At 32.0% G+C, this 15,135-nt stretch carries 14 protein-coding genes; 4 read left to right on the forward strand and 10 right to left on the reverse strand.

Annotated features, from left to right (window positions below):
• The first annotated feature begins 115 nt into the window (after positions 1–115).
• Positions 116–346: a DUF6341 family protein gene (locus tag H600_RS0102445; protein WP_026727295.1), complete on the forward strand. Its 231-nt coding sequence runs from the start codon at positions 116–118 to the stop codon at positions 344–346.
• Between the two features lie 44 nt (positions 347–390).
• On the opposite strand, the gene purD is transcribed toward H600_RS0102445, so the two are convergent.
• Positions 391–1,665, reverse strand: a complete 1,275-nt coding sequence (gene purD, locus H600_RS0102450) for a phosphoribosylamine--glycine ligase (RefSeq protein WP_026727296.1) — start codon at positions 1,663–1,665, stop codon at positions 391–393.
• Between the two features lie 135 nt (positions 1,666–1,800).
• Here purD and H600_RS0102455 point away from each other — a divergent pair, with 135 nt between their 5' ends.
• Positions 1,801–3,111, forward strand: a complete 1,311-nt coding sequence (locus H600_RS0102455; RefSeq protein WP_026727297.1) for a phenylacetate--CoA ligase family protein — start codon at positions 1,801–1,803, stop codon at positions 3,109–3,111.
• A 42-nt stretch (positions 3,112–3,153) separates the two neighbouring features.
• Positions 3,154–3,681: an ORF6N domain-containing protein gene (locus tag H600_RS0102460; RefSeq protein WP_026727298.1), complete on the forward strand. Its 528-nt coding sequence runs from the start codon at positions 3,154–3,156 to the stop codon at positions 3,679–3,681.
• Between the two features lie 285 nt (positions 3,682–3,966).
• Here H600_RS0102460 and H600_RS0102465 read toward each other — a convergent pair whose 3' ends face one another.
• On the reverse strand, positions 3,967–4,734 hold the full coding sequence (locus H600_RS0102465) for a glycosyltransferase family 2 protein (protein ID WP_026727299.1): 768 nt from the start codon (positions 4,732–4,734) through the stop codon (positions 3,967–3,969).
• 73 nt (positions 4,735–4,807) lie between these two features.
• Positions 4,808–5,791 (reverse strand): UDP-glucuronic acid decarboxylase family protein, encoded by a 984-nt coding sequence (locus H600_RS0102470; protein ID WP_026727300.1) that lies wholly within the window; start codon positions 5,789–5,791, stop codon positions 4,808–4,810.
• Between the two features lie 185 nt (positions 5,792–5,976).
• On the opposite strand from H600_RS0102470, the gene H600_RS0102475 reads away from it, so the two are divergent.
• Positions 5,977–7,053, forward strand: a complete 1,077-nt coding sequence (locus H600_RS0102475) for a glycosyltransferase (RefSeq protein WP_026727301.1) — start codon at positions 5,977–5,979, stop codon at positions 7,051–7,053.
• Here H600_RS0102475 and H600_RS0102480 read toward each other — a convergent pair.
• The 7 genes from H600_RS0102480 to H600_RS0102510 all read right to left on the reverse strand — a co-directional run bounded on the left by H600_RS0102480 (position 7,022) and on the right by H600_RS0102510 (position 15,115).
• Positions 7,022–8,188 (reverse strand): O-antigen ligase family protein, encoded by a 1,167-nt coding sequence (locus H600_RS0102480; RefSeq protein ID WP_245176532.1) that lies wholly within the window; start codon positions 8,186–8,188, stop codon positions 7,022–7,024. The genes H600_RS0102475 and H600_RS0102480 overlap by 32 nt on opposite strands.
• 109 nt (positions 8,189–8,297) lie before the next feature.
• Complete coding sequence (locus tag H600_RS0102485; RefSeq protein ID WP_026727303.1) at positions 8,298–9,362, reverse strand: hypothetical protein; 1,065 nt, start codon at positions 9,360–9,362, stop codon at positions 8,298–8,300.
• 2 nt (positions 9,363–9,364) lie between these two features.
• Positions 9,365–10,453, reverse strand: coding sequence for a glycosyltransferase family 4 protein (locus H600_RS0102490; protein ID WP_026727304.1), 1,089 nt, complete (start codon positions 10,451–10,453; stop codon positions 9,365–9,367).
• 18 nt (positions 10,454–10,471) lie between these two features.
• A complete protein-coding gene (locus H600_RS0102495) occupies positions 10,472–11,776 on the reverse strand; it encodes an MATE family efflux transporter (RefSeq protein WP_035108264.1) in 1,305 nt (434 codons plus the stop codon).
• A gap of 5 nt (positions 11,777–11,781) precedes the next feature.
• On the reverse strand, positions 11,782–12,759 hold the full coding sequence (locus H600_RS0102500; protein WP_026727306.1) for a hypothetical protein: 978 nt from the start codon (positions 12,757–12,759) through the stop codon (positions 11,782–11,784).
• Positions 12,760–12,768: 9 nt separating this feature from the next.
• Positions 12,769–14,448 carry a DUF6909 family protein gene (locus tag H600_RS0102505; protein ID WP_026727307.1) on the reverse strand — a complete coding sequence of 560 codons (1,680 nt, stop codon included), beginning with the start codon at positions 14,446–14,448 and terminating at the stop codon, positions 12,769–12,771.
• A 76-nt stretch (positions 14,449–14,524) separates the two neighbouring features.
• Complete coding sequence (locus tag H600_RS0102510) at positions 14,525–15,115, reverse strand: transposase (protein WP_026727308.1); 591 nt, start codon at positions 15,113–15,115, stop codon at positions 14,525–14,527.
• Positions 15,116–15,135: the final 20 nt, after the last annotated feature.

Genomic DNA, 15,135 nt, shown 5'->3' on the forward strand with positions numbered 1-15,135 from the left:
AAGATACTACTTGTTTAAAATGAAAAACCGAACAAGTTGAAAAAATGATTCGATTAATCGAATTTTATCTTCAAAGCATTACACAACAATAAATAACATATAATTTTAAAGAATTATGACAGCTTTTTTTGAAGGAATACAATACTTATTCGTTAACATTTTGTTTGCTCCTCTTGACTTTTTACGTCGTTTGGAATTAATTACATGGTTTGGTGCAAACACTATTAACTGGATTTTCATGATCATCTGCTCTATTGCAATCGTATATTGGATTAAGCAATTACGCATTTTTGATGACGCTGGAACAGAAAACCAAGATACAACGGCTCACTCTTTCTTAAAATAATAAAAACCAAACCCTTTAATTAAAAAGGGCTGGCGAATTTATTTTTAAATTAGATCGAATCCGATATCTTTTCTAAAATACATCTTATCAAAGCTTAGTTTATCTATGTTTTGGTAAGATTTTTTTATGGCCTCCTGGAAATTATCTCCATAAGATGTCACTGCAATTACACGTCCTCCATTAGTAACGACATTTTCGCCATCTAATTTTGTTCCTGCATGAAAAACTATCGAATCTGTAACATTTTCTAATCCAGAAATTACTTTTCCTTTCTCGAAATCTTCAGGATATCCGCCAGAAACAACCATTACAGTTGTTGCGCTTCTTGGATCAACTTCTAAATTAAAGTCTCCTAATTTTTGATCTGCAACAGATAAAAACAATTCAACTAAATCTGATTTTAATCTTGGAACCACAACTTCAGTTTCAGGATCTCCCATTCTCACGTTATATTCAATAACGATTGGCTCGCCTTTTACGTTGATTAAACCAATAAATACAAAACCTTTATATTCGATTCCGTCTTTCTGGAAACCTTCTATTGTTGGTTTTACGATACGAGTTTCTATTTTTTCCATCAAAACAGCATCTACATAAGGAACTGGAGAAACTGCTCCCATTCCGCCTGTATTTAAACCTGTATCGCCTTCACCAATTCTTTTGTAATCTTTTGCTGTTGGAAGAATTTTATAGCTTTTTCCGTCAGTTAAAACAAAACAGCTTAGTTCGATTCCGTCCAAGAATTCTTCAATAACAACTTTTGAACTTGCTGTTCCAAATTTTGCATGAACCAACATGTTTCTTAATTCTGTTTTTGCTTCTTCAAGATCTTGAATAATCAAAACTCCTTTTCCTGCTGCTAATCCGTCTGCTTTTAAAACGTATGGAGGTTGTAAAGTTTCTAAAAACTCACATCCTTTTTCAACCGTTTCAGCAGTAAAACTGTCATAAGCCGCAGTTGGAATATTGTGTTTCATCAAGAATTCTTTCGCAAATTCTTTACTTCCTTCTAATTGTGCACCCAATTGAGATGGCCCGATAACCGGGATATTTTTTAAACTTTCGTCGTTTTTGAAATAATCGTAAATACCTTTTACCAACGGATCTTCTGGCCCTACGACTACTAAACTAATATTTTCTTTAAGCACTAAAGCTTTTACAGCTTCAAAATCTGTCGCAGAGATTGCCACGTTTTCAGCAATTGCAGCAGTTCCTGCATTTCCAGGCACTACAAAAAGTTTTTCGCACAGCGGACTCTGAGTCATTTTCCAAGCAAAAGCATGCTCTCTTCCGCCTGATCCCAATAATAAAATTGTCATGGTGTTGTTGTATTTAGTTGTGGTGCAAAAATACTTGCTTTTGCACGTAAAAAATAATTAAATCTTCAAAAAATTGTTGGTTCTAACTTGTTAGTAATTCCTAAATGCTATTTTTGACGAAAATTATGCTGAAAAATGATTCGCCTTTTTGATATTTCACTTCAATTAAATGGTTTTCCGATAAAGAAAGCCAAAGCCGAATTATACAAAATTGTTCATTTTTCTGAAGAAGAATATGCTTTGTTTCTTGAAAACAAAAAAGCAGAAATTGTTGATTTTCATCTTAAAAACAATGCTTTTTACAAGGATTTAGTCGGAAATGCGACTGCCAAAAACTGGGGAAATCTTCCAATTTTAAACAAACAAAATCTTCAAAAACCACTCGAAGAAAGGCTTTCAAAAGGATATTCTAAAAAAAACATTTACCTCAACAAAACTTCCGGATCAAGCGGAACTCCTTTTGTTTTTGCTAAAGATAAATATTCCCATGCCTTGACTTGGGCATCAAATATTATGCGTTTTGGATGGTTTGGGATCGATTTTAATCATTCGTATCAGGCACGTTTTTATGGCATTCCGATGGATTTGATTGGATATCAAAAAGAACGTTTCAAAGACTTTTTAACGCACCGTTTTCGTTTTCCTGTTTTTGATTTATCAGATGAAGTTTTAGAAAGATTTCTGAAAAAATTCAAAACTAAAAAGTTCGATTATATCAACGGTTATACGAGTTCTATTGTTTTGTTTGCTAAATTTTTGGAGCAGAAAAATATCATTTTAAAAGAAATTTGTCCAACTTTAAAAGCTTGTTTTGTTACTTCAGAAATGCTTTTTGAAACGGATAAAAAAATCTTAGAAAAACAATTCGGAATTCCGATTGTCAGTGAATACGGCGCTTCTGAATTAGATTTAATTGCTTTTGAAAATCCACAAGGCGAATGGCAGGTAAATGCAGAAACTCTTTTTGTAGAAATTTTAGATGAAAACAATAATCCTGTTCCACATGGAACAGAAGGAAAAATTGTGATTACTTCGTTATTCAACAAAGCAAATCCTTTCATTCGATATGAAATTGGCGACATTGGAATTTTGGATGAGAAAAGCACTCCGCAAAAACCAATTCTAAAAAAATTAATTGGAAGAACCAACGACGTTGCGATTCTTCCAAGTGGGAAAAAATCGCCTGGTTTGACGTTTTATTATGTAACCAAAAGCATCATTGAAGACGATGGAAACGTAAAAGAATTTATCATCAAACAAACCAAAATCGATGCTTTTGAAATTGAATATGTTGCTGAAAAAGAATTGATTTCAGAACAGATTCAAAAAATAAAAGAAGCCATCGATTTGTATTTAGAACCTAATTTACACTTCACTTTTACTCGAAAAGCCCTTTTAGAAAGAACTAATCGCGGGAAACTAAAACAATTTAAATCCTATTTATAAATATAAATAAAATCTTACATTTGTTTTTCTAATTAAAAACTTATGGAAGATCAATCCTTGCTTTCTGAAGAAACAATTTCTAATAAAATATATTTCATCCGTGGTCAAAAAGTGATGCTTGATCGTGATTTGGCTTTGCTTTATCAAGTTGAAACTAAAGTTCTAAAACAATCTGTCAAAAGGAATATTTCAAGATTTCCTGAAGATTTCATGTTTGAACTTAATAAATCAGAGTTTGAAAATTGGAGGTCACAATTTGTGACCTCCAATTCAGATAAGATTGGTTTACGATATGCACCAATGGCTTTTACTGAACATGGAGTTATGATGCTTTCAAGTATCCTAAAAAGCGACAAAGCAATTCAAACTAATATTCAAATTATGCGCATTTTCACGAAAGTGAGACAAATACTTTTAGATACAACCGAAATTAAAGTTGATATACTTCAGATCCAGAAGAAATTAGAAAATCATGACAAAAATATTGAATTGGTCTTTTCTTATTTGGACGAATTAACTGAAAAGAAAGAAAATGAGTCTGAACGAGTGAAGATTGGTTATAAAAAATAATTCTTTAAGGTCACAAATTGTGACCTTAGAAACTTGATATCACAATTTGTGACCTCAAGTTTGTCATTTATATTACGGTTTGAAAAAATTGGAAGTCACAAATTGTGATCTCCAATTCTAAGTAAAATTCTTTAAGGTCGCAATTTGCGACCTTAGAAACCGAAACTTACTATCAAAAAAATTGGAGGTCGCAGATTGCGACCTCCAATTCTAAATGAAATTCTTCAAGGTCACAAATTGTGACCTTGAAACTTGATGTCACAATTTGCGACCTCAAGTTGAATTTTAAATTTTCTTAATATATTTTGGTTTGATTATCAACTGAGTAAACAAAAACCTCATCATCAATAAAACAGAAAAAACGAAATTATATCCGTGAAATTCCCTGTAAACTCCAAAATTGTGTTTGATCAATTTGAATTTTGATGACGAAATAGAATCTTTCCTAATTCTGTAAAATGCTAACGATTCTGGAATAGCTTCTGCCGTTTTTATTTGTTTTAAAACGGTAAGCCATAATCGCCAATCTTGTCTTTTTTGTGTAGATTCTAATTTGATTTTTTCGAAAAATTCTACATCGTAAATTGCAGTTAAATTCCCGACATAATTACAGAAAAACAGCTGATTATATGTCAGTGGAACCGGAGTTTCAACTCTTCTGTTTAAATTGTTTCCTTCGTCATCAATACAATCGTAAAAACTAAACGTAAAAGGAAGATTATTTGTTTTTAAAAACCGAATTTGTTTCTCCAATTTCTCGGGAAACCATAAATCATCGGCATCCAAATAAGCAATGTATTTTCCCGAAGCTTTTTCTAAAGCAATATTTCGAGCAAAACCATTTCCTGAATTTTTTTCTAATTTGAATAATTTGATTCGGTTATCATTTTGGGCAAACTCCCCAATAATAGCAACCGTTTGATCGGTTGACGCATCATCAACCAAAATCATTTCCCAATTGGTATAACTTTGACTTTGAACTGATTCAATTGTTTGTCTAATGAACTTTTCAGTATTATATGTTGGAACAATAATAGAAACTAATTCGTTCATTGAAATGGAGTGTTTTTGGAATTTTAATTAAAAACAGCCCGAATTCAATTTAAAATTCGAGCTGTGTAAATTTTTATTTTATATAACTAGAAAAGTCTTTGTGTTCTTCTTTAGCCAGTTCTTCAGGAGATAATGATTTAAAATACTCATACGTAATTTTCATTCCCTCTGCTCGGCTTACTTTCGCCTCCCAGCCTAACAATTCTTTCGCTTTCGTAGTATCTGGCTGGCGCTGTAAAGGATCGTTTATTGGCAACGGATGATAAACCACTTTCTGATTTGTTCCCGTCAATTTTATAATTTCCTCTGCAAAATCTTTAATAGTGATTTCATCTGGATTTCCAATGTTTACTGGATATACATAATCAGAATGCAATAATCTAAAAATACCCTCAACTTGGTCGTCTACATAACAGAACGAACGCGTTTGCATACCGTCGCCAAAAATTGTTAAATCTTCGCCACGAAGCGCTTGTCCAATAAAAGCTGGAATTACACGACCGTCGTTTAGTCGCATTCTTGGTCCGTAAGTATTAAAAATACGCACGATTCTAGTTTCTACGCCATGAAAAGTATGATATGCCATGGTAATTGATTCCTGAAAACGTTTTGCTTCGTCATAAACGCCACGTGGTCCAATTGTATTTACATTTCCATAGTATTCTTCAGTCTGAGGATGAACTAGCGGATCTCCATAAACTTCAGAAGTTGAAGCAATCAAAATTCTGGCTTTTTTAACTCTTGCTAATCCTAATAAATTATGAGTTCCAAGCGATCCAACTTTTAAAGTTTGAATCGGGATTTTTAAATAATCTATTGGGCTTGCAGGCGAAGCAAAATGCAATATATAATCTAAATCGCCAGGAACATGTACAAATTTAGTAATGTCATGATGATAAAATTCGAAGTTTTCTAACTTAAATAAATGCTCAATATTTTTTAAATCTCCCGTAATCAGGTTATCCATTCCAATAACAAAATAGCCTTCTTTAATGAATCGATCACATAAATGCGATCCTAAAAATCCCGCGGCTCCAGTAATAAGTATTCTTTTCATAATTGATTTTAATTGAACATTTTCGAATTTCATTGGGCAATGAAATCCAAGATAGACGCACAAATGTACTAAAATATCTTTCCTTTCAAATGACACATAAAACTATATCTTTAAAAAGAAGTTTACTGTTTTCAAATAATATTAAACTCATTTCTCTATTTTTACCCACAAATAAAACCACGATTTTGAAAGTTGTACATGTAATTGAGGCGCTCGGTGGCGGCGTTTATACCTATTTTAGAGATTTATCGACTTTCTTTGGAAATGATGAAATAAACAAAAACGTAGAAACCATTATAATTTATAGTGGTAATCGAAAAGAAATAGATGCTCAAAAAATCAAATCTGAGTTTTCAGATGGCGTTAAACTGATCCAAGTTAATATGGTTCGGGAGCTTTCTCCATTCCAAGATTTGAAATCGGCTTACAACTTAGCCAGAGAACTTAAAAAAATCAATCCTGATATTATTCATCTCCATTCTTCAAAAGCTGGAGTTTTGGGACGTGTGGCTTATTTTTTCTTATTCAAAAAAAAGAAACTCTTTTATACACCACACGGATATTCATTTTTAAGAACCGATATTTCTAATACTTTCCGAACATTTTATTGGACAATTGAAAAGGGTTTTCAACGCTTTTTTGGTGGCACAATTGTCGCTTGTGGTGATACAGAACAAAAGATTGCACAAAAATTAGGCCCAGCCAAATTAGTTCGAAACGGAATTGATATTGTAAGTGTTCAAGAACATTATGCACCTCATCAAAATGAAAAGCTGACTATTGGCATCATGGCCAGAATTACGGCTGCGAGAAATCCTGAAATGTTCAACCAAATTGCTTTAAAATTTCCCGATTTTAATTTTGTATGGATTGGTGATGGCGAATTAAAACATTTAATTACCGCTCCAAATATTAGAATTACAGGCTGGATTTTAGACCGAAAAACCGTTTTAAAAGAACTCAACAATATTGATGTTTATATGCAAATTTCGCTTTGGGAAGGCTTGCCAATTGCCGTTTTAGAAGCCATGGCACTACAAAAACCAGTTATTGCAACGAATATCATTGGAAATAAAGATGCTGTGCTACATGAAAAAACAGGATTTCTTTTCTCTGATATTGCCGAATTAGACGGTTTCTTCGAAATTTTAAAAGACGAGAAAACTAGATCAAAATTTGGTGAAAATGCTTTGGCAAGATGCCGAGAATTATTCGATAAAAATCAAAATTTTAAACAGCTTCTGAAACTTTATCAAGAATAGTTTTTTGTTGCAACCAATAACTTGAAAAAATTGACGACCAAAGTCCGCTGAAAGCTATTCCATCAAAACGAAGCAAAAAATCATCGGTTAAATTTGAGGTGAAAAAAATCAGGAAAAATGAAAGTATCATTGCATTTTTCAAATCGTAACCCACATATCCAATCGTAAAAATGTAAAGTGTAACGACAAGTGGGCCGAGGATTCCGAATTTCAATAAAAAATCCAAAAACTGATTGTGCGTCGGGAATTCGTATTTAGCCAAAAATTGCTGATTTGTATATTTGTAATATTTGAATAATTCTGGTTTTCCATCAGAAGCTCCGACACCAAAAGGAAGATTTTTTAAAGACAATTCCCAAGCCGATTTCCAAATTGAAACTCTCGTTACCAACGAATTATAAACTCTGTATTCGGGATGATCGATTTCGTCCAATTTTCCAACTTTATCCATATAGGCAAAAGTTACTGATGAATATTTTTCTTTCATATAGGGATTCTTATCAACAAATAAAAACAGAATTCCGCCCAATAAAATGACAATTCCAAAACCTGCCAAAAGAATTTTCTTCGGATTAAATTTAGATCTAATTTCATAAAAGAAAACAATCAAAAATCCGATTAAAACATTTACTAAAGCCATTCTAGTATTTACCAACAACACAAAGAAAAAAGACGATAGAAAAACAACAATACTTACAATTTTAAATCCCGTTTTTTGCTGTTTTTTAAAATTATCAAAAACAAAATACAACGCACAAACTGATACAAAGGCCAAATGCATATTCAACGCCGGTGCATGAATGCCAATACTGTCTGCAAATTGATAACCCATTTCCCACAAATCAATTTGATTTAAATATTTGTCTATTAAATTTGGGAAATAAACAACAAAACGAATCAGATAAAAAAACATAATTGCCGTTGTTGCAATAACGTAAGTTCGAATTATTTCTAAAAAATCAATACGCTGATAATTTCCAATTATAAACAGTGGAAAGATCAGCAATGAGGTACTTTTTTCAATCGCTTTCAATCCTTGAGAAAAGGAATCATTATTCCAAAAAAGCAATAATTCCAACAAAACTGGAGAAGCAATACAAACCATTAAAATGAGCTGTTTTTTAGAATATTTCAATTTCTTGAAAAACATCAAATTAAACGCTGCAAATAATATAATGAGTAATGAACACGGCTTTCTGAAAATCATTGCGACCGCAATCATACACAAGAAAAGGTGAAATATTTTATTGAAGTTCTTTTCGGAAACGGTCATAATAAAGTGCAAAATAAATTAATGGAAAAATCCCAATTTTATGTTTAATCGCAGATCCTAAATCAGGTTCAAAAACGCCTTGAAGAATAAAAAACGAAAAAATAATAAGCAAGATAAAAAGCTCATATTGATATTTTTTTCTCTCTTTTAAACATTTAGAAAAACGAACGAGTAGAATATAAAACAATAAAAGTTGCCAAATAATAAATACTATAATTTGAGGCGATAAGATATGTTTTAAACCATTTACGGGAATATTAACTGTAAAAAATCCATAAAATATAGCGACTATTTCTCCATACCATGTATCTGGTTTTACTGGTGAAATAATTATCGAATTAGCATCTGCTGATCCTATTCGGCTTTTATTTACAAACTCACGGCTCATTTCAGAAAAATATTCTCCTTTCAAAATACCATAACTCAATGAAAGTAAAAATGCAATTATCAATCCGTAAAATAGGGTAGTCACAGTTTTGTTTTTAAAATTGACAAAACTTATTAGATACATTCCGCCCGCCACAACAGGAATTAAGGCAAAATAAGGCCTGTAAATGGCTCCAAAAACAATTAAGAGCAATATTGAGAGGGTTGCTGTTTTTTTTAATGTAAACTGCTTGTTTTTACACATAAAAACAATTGGCGCAACATATAAATAAGTAATAAACTCTTTTGACGGCATTGAAATAAAAATAGCAATCATTAAAATAGCCAAATAGATCAAAATGTTCTTTATGTTTATTTTTTCGAAATTATCTGGAATTCCTATTTTGTAAAGAACATACATCAAAATAGGAAATTGCACTAATGCGATTACTGGAAACGGAAGATATCGCAAACCTGTAATTTTATAAAATAAGATCGTTAAAGGATAACTTCCAAAATACCCAATCTCATTTAGTTTATCATATATAATTATAGCGGAATCATAAAAAAATCTTGGTGGCAAAACAAAATAACCCGCAAATGCAATAACCAGATTGGCCAATGCAATGAGTAAAAATGCTGCACTATTTTTTTTGATTAAAATTGACATGATCAAATTATCGTTTTGTATAAATTTATATGTTTATCAATCATAAATTTAATATCGTATTGTTTTACTTTTCTTTTGCACGCCTCTACCGTTTTTGCATACAAATCCTGGTCGTCCAGCAACTTTTGAATTTTTAATGCTAAATCTTTTTCATTTCCTTTTTCAAATAAAATTCCGGAGTCTTTTACAAGATTTGTAATTCCAGAAACTTCAGATGCGACAAATGGTTTTCCCGATGCCATGCTTTCTATTGCCGTCAAGCTTAAACCTTCCCAATTCGTACTCAAAATTGATATATCTGCTGTAACTAAAAGTTTTTCGACATCCATTCTTGAACCTAAAAAAATAACTTTATTGTTTAAATCAAGGTCTTCTACAAGGCTTTTACAACTGTTTTCTAAAATTCCTTGACCAACAAAAATCAATTTTACATTTGATGGCAAATATTTCATTGCTCTAATTACTGTTTGTTGATCTTTTTGTTTTGTAAATCTTGCCACATGAATTAACAAAATATCATTTTCAGCAATTAAGCTCGAAATTTCGCTTTTCACATACGGTTTAGCATTATAAATTTCATTTAGATCAACTCCGTTTTCTATAATTGAATATTTGTCTTCTGTGAGTTTTGTGTGCTGTGAAATAATACTGAAGACTTCTTCTGAAATACAAATCACTTTATCGTAAAATTGATAAAAAAATTTATCTATTTTACTAAAAAAGTATTTTTCAATTCTTGGACTTTTAGTATTATGTTCTGTAACTAAAATTTTTACTTTAGAAAAAGAAATAATTTTAGCTAAAACAACCCAATACTGGGAGGGAAATAAATGTGAATGAACAATATCGTATTTTTTTAAAAACGGAATAATCTTAAAAATATGAATAGGATTATAAACAGATTTTGAGCCTAAAGAATAAATAGTACAGCAATTCTTCACTTTTAATTCTTTTAAAAATGGAGAATCTGTTCCGTCAAGCAATAAAAGATCAACTTGAACTCCCTCTTGCATATACAGTGGAATTGTCTCTAAAAGCAATTTTTCAGCGCCTCCCGAATTAAAACTATTTATAATTTGTAATATTTTCAATGCTCAAAATAGATTAAATTAATTCAAAAACACCTTTATTTTATCTTTTTTGTAGATGAAAACCGCCACGGCAAAATTCCAAAAAAATGAACTCGAAACAAATGCAATTGCACCTCCGGTCATTCCGTAGTCGGGAATTAAAAATCGGTTTAAAACAAAATTTAAAATTACTGCAATAATTAAAATTATTTGAAAAGTATGTTGTCTTCCCGTCATATTCAAATAAATGGGCGCAGAACCAAATGCCGAGCAAATTCCTTGACCAATAACTAAAATCAAAAATGCCTCTTTCGCTACGATATATTGAGATCCGAAAAAGGACAAAATATATTCTGAAAAAATGCTGATTAAGAGAATCACCGGAAATGTTATTCCGAAGATTAATCTGGAACAGTTTTTTACGATTTTGATTAATTCGGCTCTATTTTCACTTGCAAAATATTCCGAAATTTTAGCCGAAACTGTAATGTTTATCGTCAAAATCACAACCGAAATAATAGTCATTAATTTCACTCCAACCGAATAAAAAGCGACTGTTTCATCATTTCTGTACTTTTTCAAAAACATGATATCAAAGCACATCAATAAAAAAATAGCCATTCCGCTTATAGCAATTGGATATGATTTTACGAAGATTTCTTTGTGTGAAAAAATGGCCATTTTTTCTTCCGAGCCACTTTTATTGAAATAATAAAAAACGAATATCGCACTGATTACTGCCAAAAAAACAAATCCGAGCAAAAATACATCAACCAAATAAGTTTCTTTGTGCCAATAAAACAATGCAACAGAACCAATAATCAATGGAATATATTTGATGATGTTTCGAAATAATTCTGCAATATAAAGTTTGTCCAAAGCTCTGATAACCTCAGTGTTCAAAGTCGATAATCCGTAAAAAAACAGTGTCGTAGAGCCTTTCAAAAAAATGGAATAAACTTCAGAATCGCCAAAATAATTGTTGATTATTTTTTCGTCAATTATTAAAATAACGAGCACAGCAACAATTGAGGTTGCAAAAAGCATTGCAACCATTTTGAAATAGATTTTCTTGAGTTCTTCGAGCGCATCTAAACTCGCTAATCGTCCTTTAAAATATAAGATCGATTGGTCGAAACCCAACAAGCAAATACTTCCGACAGCGATAAGAAAGGAACGTGCAAAATCATATTGCCCAACCAATTTTGGACTGTAGGATTTGGTAAGGAAAACGGTAAAACCAAACAATAAAAGAACTCCAAAAATCCTTAAAAACAAAGTACCGAAGCTTTGTTTTAAAAACGAATTTTGTGAAAATCTTTCAAAAAGTGAATTGGCTTTCAATTTTATTAGAGTTGATTTGCCTTTGAAAGAGCAAGCTGTTTGCGGTAAAATTTGAAAAACAGACTCACTAAAACAAAAAGAAAAATAAGGACAAACGGCAAAATAATTTTCAGATTTCCGTTCACCGTTTTATTTTCATTAATGTTCAGCGTTGAGTTGATTTCTTTAATCGTTTTATCAAAAGTGATTAACCTGAATCTGTTTTTTCCTTGTTCAGTAACCAGTTTTTGTTTGGTTTTTATAATGTCGTTTAACTGTAAATTTTCATTATTATAAACCAATTTATCGCTTTTTGCGCCACTCGAAAGACTACTTAAGACTTGATCGATCTGCGAAATTATAGTATCGTTTTGCGCAATTTCGCGCTCCAAATTTTTATATCCAATTTTTTGAATCGAATTGTAATATGCTGAATTGTTTAGATAGTTTAAAAGTGGTTCGACAACTTCTTTTTCGGTAGCCGGTTCAGAGGAGACAAAAGAAATGGTATGATAGGTATAGTTTTTGCTAGTTACATTATCTTCTAAAACCTTTTTGATCTCGCCTACCTCAGCCATTAATTTGATTAATTCCAAGTTTTGTTCCTTGTCTTCTATAAATTTATAAACATCGGCAACGGGTTTGATTTCAATTTTTCGAATGCTTTCCGGATGCGGAATTCCAACAGTATTACTTAGAAATTCCACATCACCAGAAATAATCTTTGCTTGAATCAAATCGATTTTGGCATATAAATAATCAACGCTTTCAAAATTTGGTGTTACAACTACTTGATTTTGAAATGTTTTTTTATTTGAATCTAAATAAAATCCGAAAACGACACCAAGTACAAACAAAATTAGAACAGTAATCCAGTTTCGGATAAAAAACTGAATGACTCTAAAAATTGATCTATTCACTCGATCAAAAAAACCGCCAATGCTTTTTGAAAGCTGAAAAATATCTATTTCCTGATCTGAATTTTGAGGTACTTTTGTGCTCATTTATTGGTTTTATTTTACGTTGAAAATTTGTTCCAAAATTTTAATGGTAATCAAATAAGTTGGTTTTACACCCGTTGTTCCTAATCCGCCTGAAGCCAGTGTACTCCCCGTTTCAAGTGGATTATCAGATGCATAGTAGGCATAACGAACCTTAATATCATGTGGTACGCTTTTTCTAATTTTTGATGCCGACTGAATCGCTTTTTGGTAATAAGATCCTTCCATTTCCAGACCAATTACGCCCCAGGTCGATTCGTGGAAAAATTTCAACAAATCTCTGTTTTGCAAAGATGTTCCTAAAACAGTTACCATTGCACCTTCATAAACATCAATATCATTTCCTCTAAACATGTCACCTGTTAATTCATTTTCAAAGAAATAATTATCCGCAGTTCCTTCGTTGATATGCGCCGTCGGAATCATGATATCGCCTTTTCCACCTTCCAGAATTCCCGCTTTCCCCATAATCGAAACCGATTTTACATTCAGCAACGTTTCTTTTTTAAATGGTTTTAAAAGTTCATCGATTGTTTCATAAGCCTGCTCGCCAAAGGCATAATCCATTACGATAATAACAGGTTTTTCTTCCCCAACATTTGCATTTGAAAATGCCGTTTTTGACCAATCAATTTTGGCTGTATCAAAAATCTGAACGTCGATATTTGTTCCTGAACAATCTGGCAACGAAATCATTCCGTTTTTCAAAGCCAATTCTTCAACTTGTCCTCTTATTTCTTTTGAACCCGAACTACTTAATTCTTCATAAATAAAGAAATCGGTTTTGCCTTTGTATTTTGGTGTCAATAAAGGCGTTGCAAAAATCGAGTTCATAACGCTATGCATATTAGCGCTAATCACGTGAATTGGGCGTTTTAAAAGATCATTTGCTTTTAAAACTTCCTTGATGTTTGTCGCCCAGATTTCTCCATGAATGTGATGTCCTAAACGCTCGCGCAAAACGGGACTGAACGTAATTGTTCGTTTATTATTCTCAACAATTTCTTCAATTGCTAGTTTTCCTAACCAATAAATCACATGCAAGAAACGATCTGGAGCATTTTCTGAACCAAAAGCATCGTAAATATCCAAAACTTCTTCAAAAGTTCTGGCTAAAATATTAGCAACGTGCGAAATTGCTTTTTCTTTTTCAATCTGCGTTAATTTTTTGGTTTGCGTTACGGCTTGTTCCAATTTTAGCCAATCGCGTGAAACTTCACCTCCGTCATCAATTAAAACACGGTTTTTGATTTTATGTGATTCTATGAAAATGAAAGTCAAATGCGTCAAAATATCGTAAATATCCGAGCGTCCACGAGTGATTTCAACATTCATTTGTTCTTCGTCGATTCGGTAACAATTTCTTCTTCTTTTTGGAGGAACAATTGGCTGGAAATGCGATTTTGAATATCCTTCATCTGAAGTTAAATTGATGAATCGGCATTGCTCAATTCCTATTGGTAGACGCTCTATAACATACAAAAGCCCGTTAAGTTCTACTTTTTCCTCTGCAATATTTCCATAGATTTCTGGACGTAAAGCCAATAATGATTCGCGTAAGCTGTCGCCAGAAACTCCCATTGGTTTATAAAAACCACGGTTGAATAAATGGCGCATTGTAATGTACATTTTTTCAATAGCCGCAGATGATTCCTGCGCTCTTGATCTTGATATATGTTTGGTTTCTTTCATGCTATTCTATATTTATAAACTCAAATGTAGGGAAATACAAGGCATGCCTTGTATCTACAATATCATTTTTTTTTAATCATTTTGATTTATTCTCTGTTTTAAATTTATCCTTTGTCCAATTTTCCGGATTTGAAACAATATAATCAGAAATTCTTTGATAATCATTATTGCTTCTAATGATATTATCATAAAATAATTTTTGCCATTGATGTGGATATCCTAATCTGTTGGCATGTTTGGTTACCGCAGATTTATAGGATCCAACAATTGACGAAATGGTGTTTTTTCCAATATTTTGAAAACGGTGTGATCCTGGATTTTGTCCCTGAGACAGTGGAGACAGGGCATGCCCTGTCTCCACAATATTTATATTATCAATATTGATCGATTGTTTATCAATAATCAAAATCCCGTGAATATGATTTGGCATGACGACAAAATCACCCAATTCAACGTTTTTATGGTGTGTGGGAATTTGATGCCACAATAGATCGGCAATAATTCCGACCTCTGACAAAATCATTTTATTATTTTGAATTTCTCCAAAATAATGTTTTCTGTCTTGTGTACAAATTGTTATAAAATACGCTCCGTTCCAACCATAATCCCACCATTGCGCTCTTATTGAAGAAGTGCGATATTTATTTTGAAATTTTTCTTTATTCATAAAAACTTAATGCTTCTATC

Source organism: Flavobacterium denitrificans DSM 15936 (genome assembly GCF_000425445.1).
GTDB classification, from domain to species: domain Bacteria; phylum Bacteroidota; class Bacteroidia; order Flavobacteriales; family Flavobacteriaceae; genus Flavobacterium; species Flavobacterium denitrificans.

Bases quoted from the DNA above. Each gene is read 5' to 3' on its own strand.
- H600_RS0102445 (WP_026727295.1), top strand. From the start codon at position 116: ATGACAGCTTTTTTTGAAGGAATACAATACTTATTCGTTAACATTTTG.
- purD (WP_026727296.1), bottom strand. From the start codon at position 1,665: ATGACAATTTTATTATTGGGATCAGGCGGAAGAGAGCATGCTTTTGCT.
- H600_RS0102455 (WP_026727297.1), top strand. From the start codon at position 1,801: ATGATTCGCCTTTTTGATATTTCACTTCAATTAAATGGTTTTCCGATA.
- H600_RS0102460 (WP_026727298.1), top strand. From the start codon at position 3,154: ATGGAAGATCAATCCTTGCTTTCTGAAGAAACAATTTCTAATAAAATA.
- H600_RS0102465 (WP_026727299.1), bottom strand. From the start codon at position 4,734: ATGAACGAATTAGTTTCTATTATTGTTCCAACATATAATACTGAAAAG.
- H600_RS0102470 (WP_026727300.1), bottom strand. From the start codon at position 5,791: ATGAAAAGAATACTTATTACTGGAGCCGCGGGATTTTTAGGATCGCAT.
- H600_RS0102485 (WP_026727303.1), bottom strand. From the start codon at position 9,362: ATGTCAATTTTAATCAAAAAAAATAGTGCAGCATTTTTACTCATTGCA.
- H600_RS0102500 (WP_026727306.1), bottom strand. From the start codon at position 12,759: ATGAGCACAAAAGTACCTCAAAATTCAGATCAGGAAATAGATATTTTT.
- H600_RS0102505 (WP_026727307.1), bottom strand. From the start codon at position 14,448: ATGAAAGAAACCAAACATATATCAAGATCAAGAGCGCAGGAATCATCT.
- H600_RS0102510 (WP_026727308.1), bottom strand. From the start codon at position 15,115: ATGAATAAAGAAAAATTTCAAAATAAATATCGCACTTCTTCAATAAGA.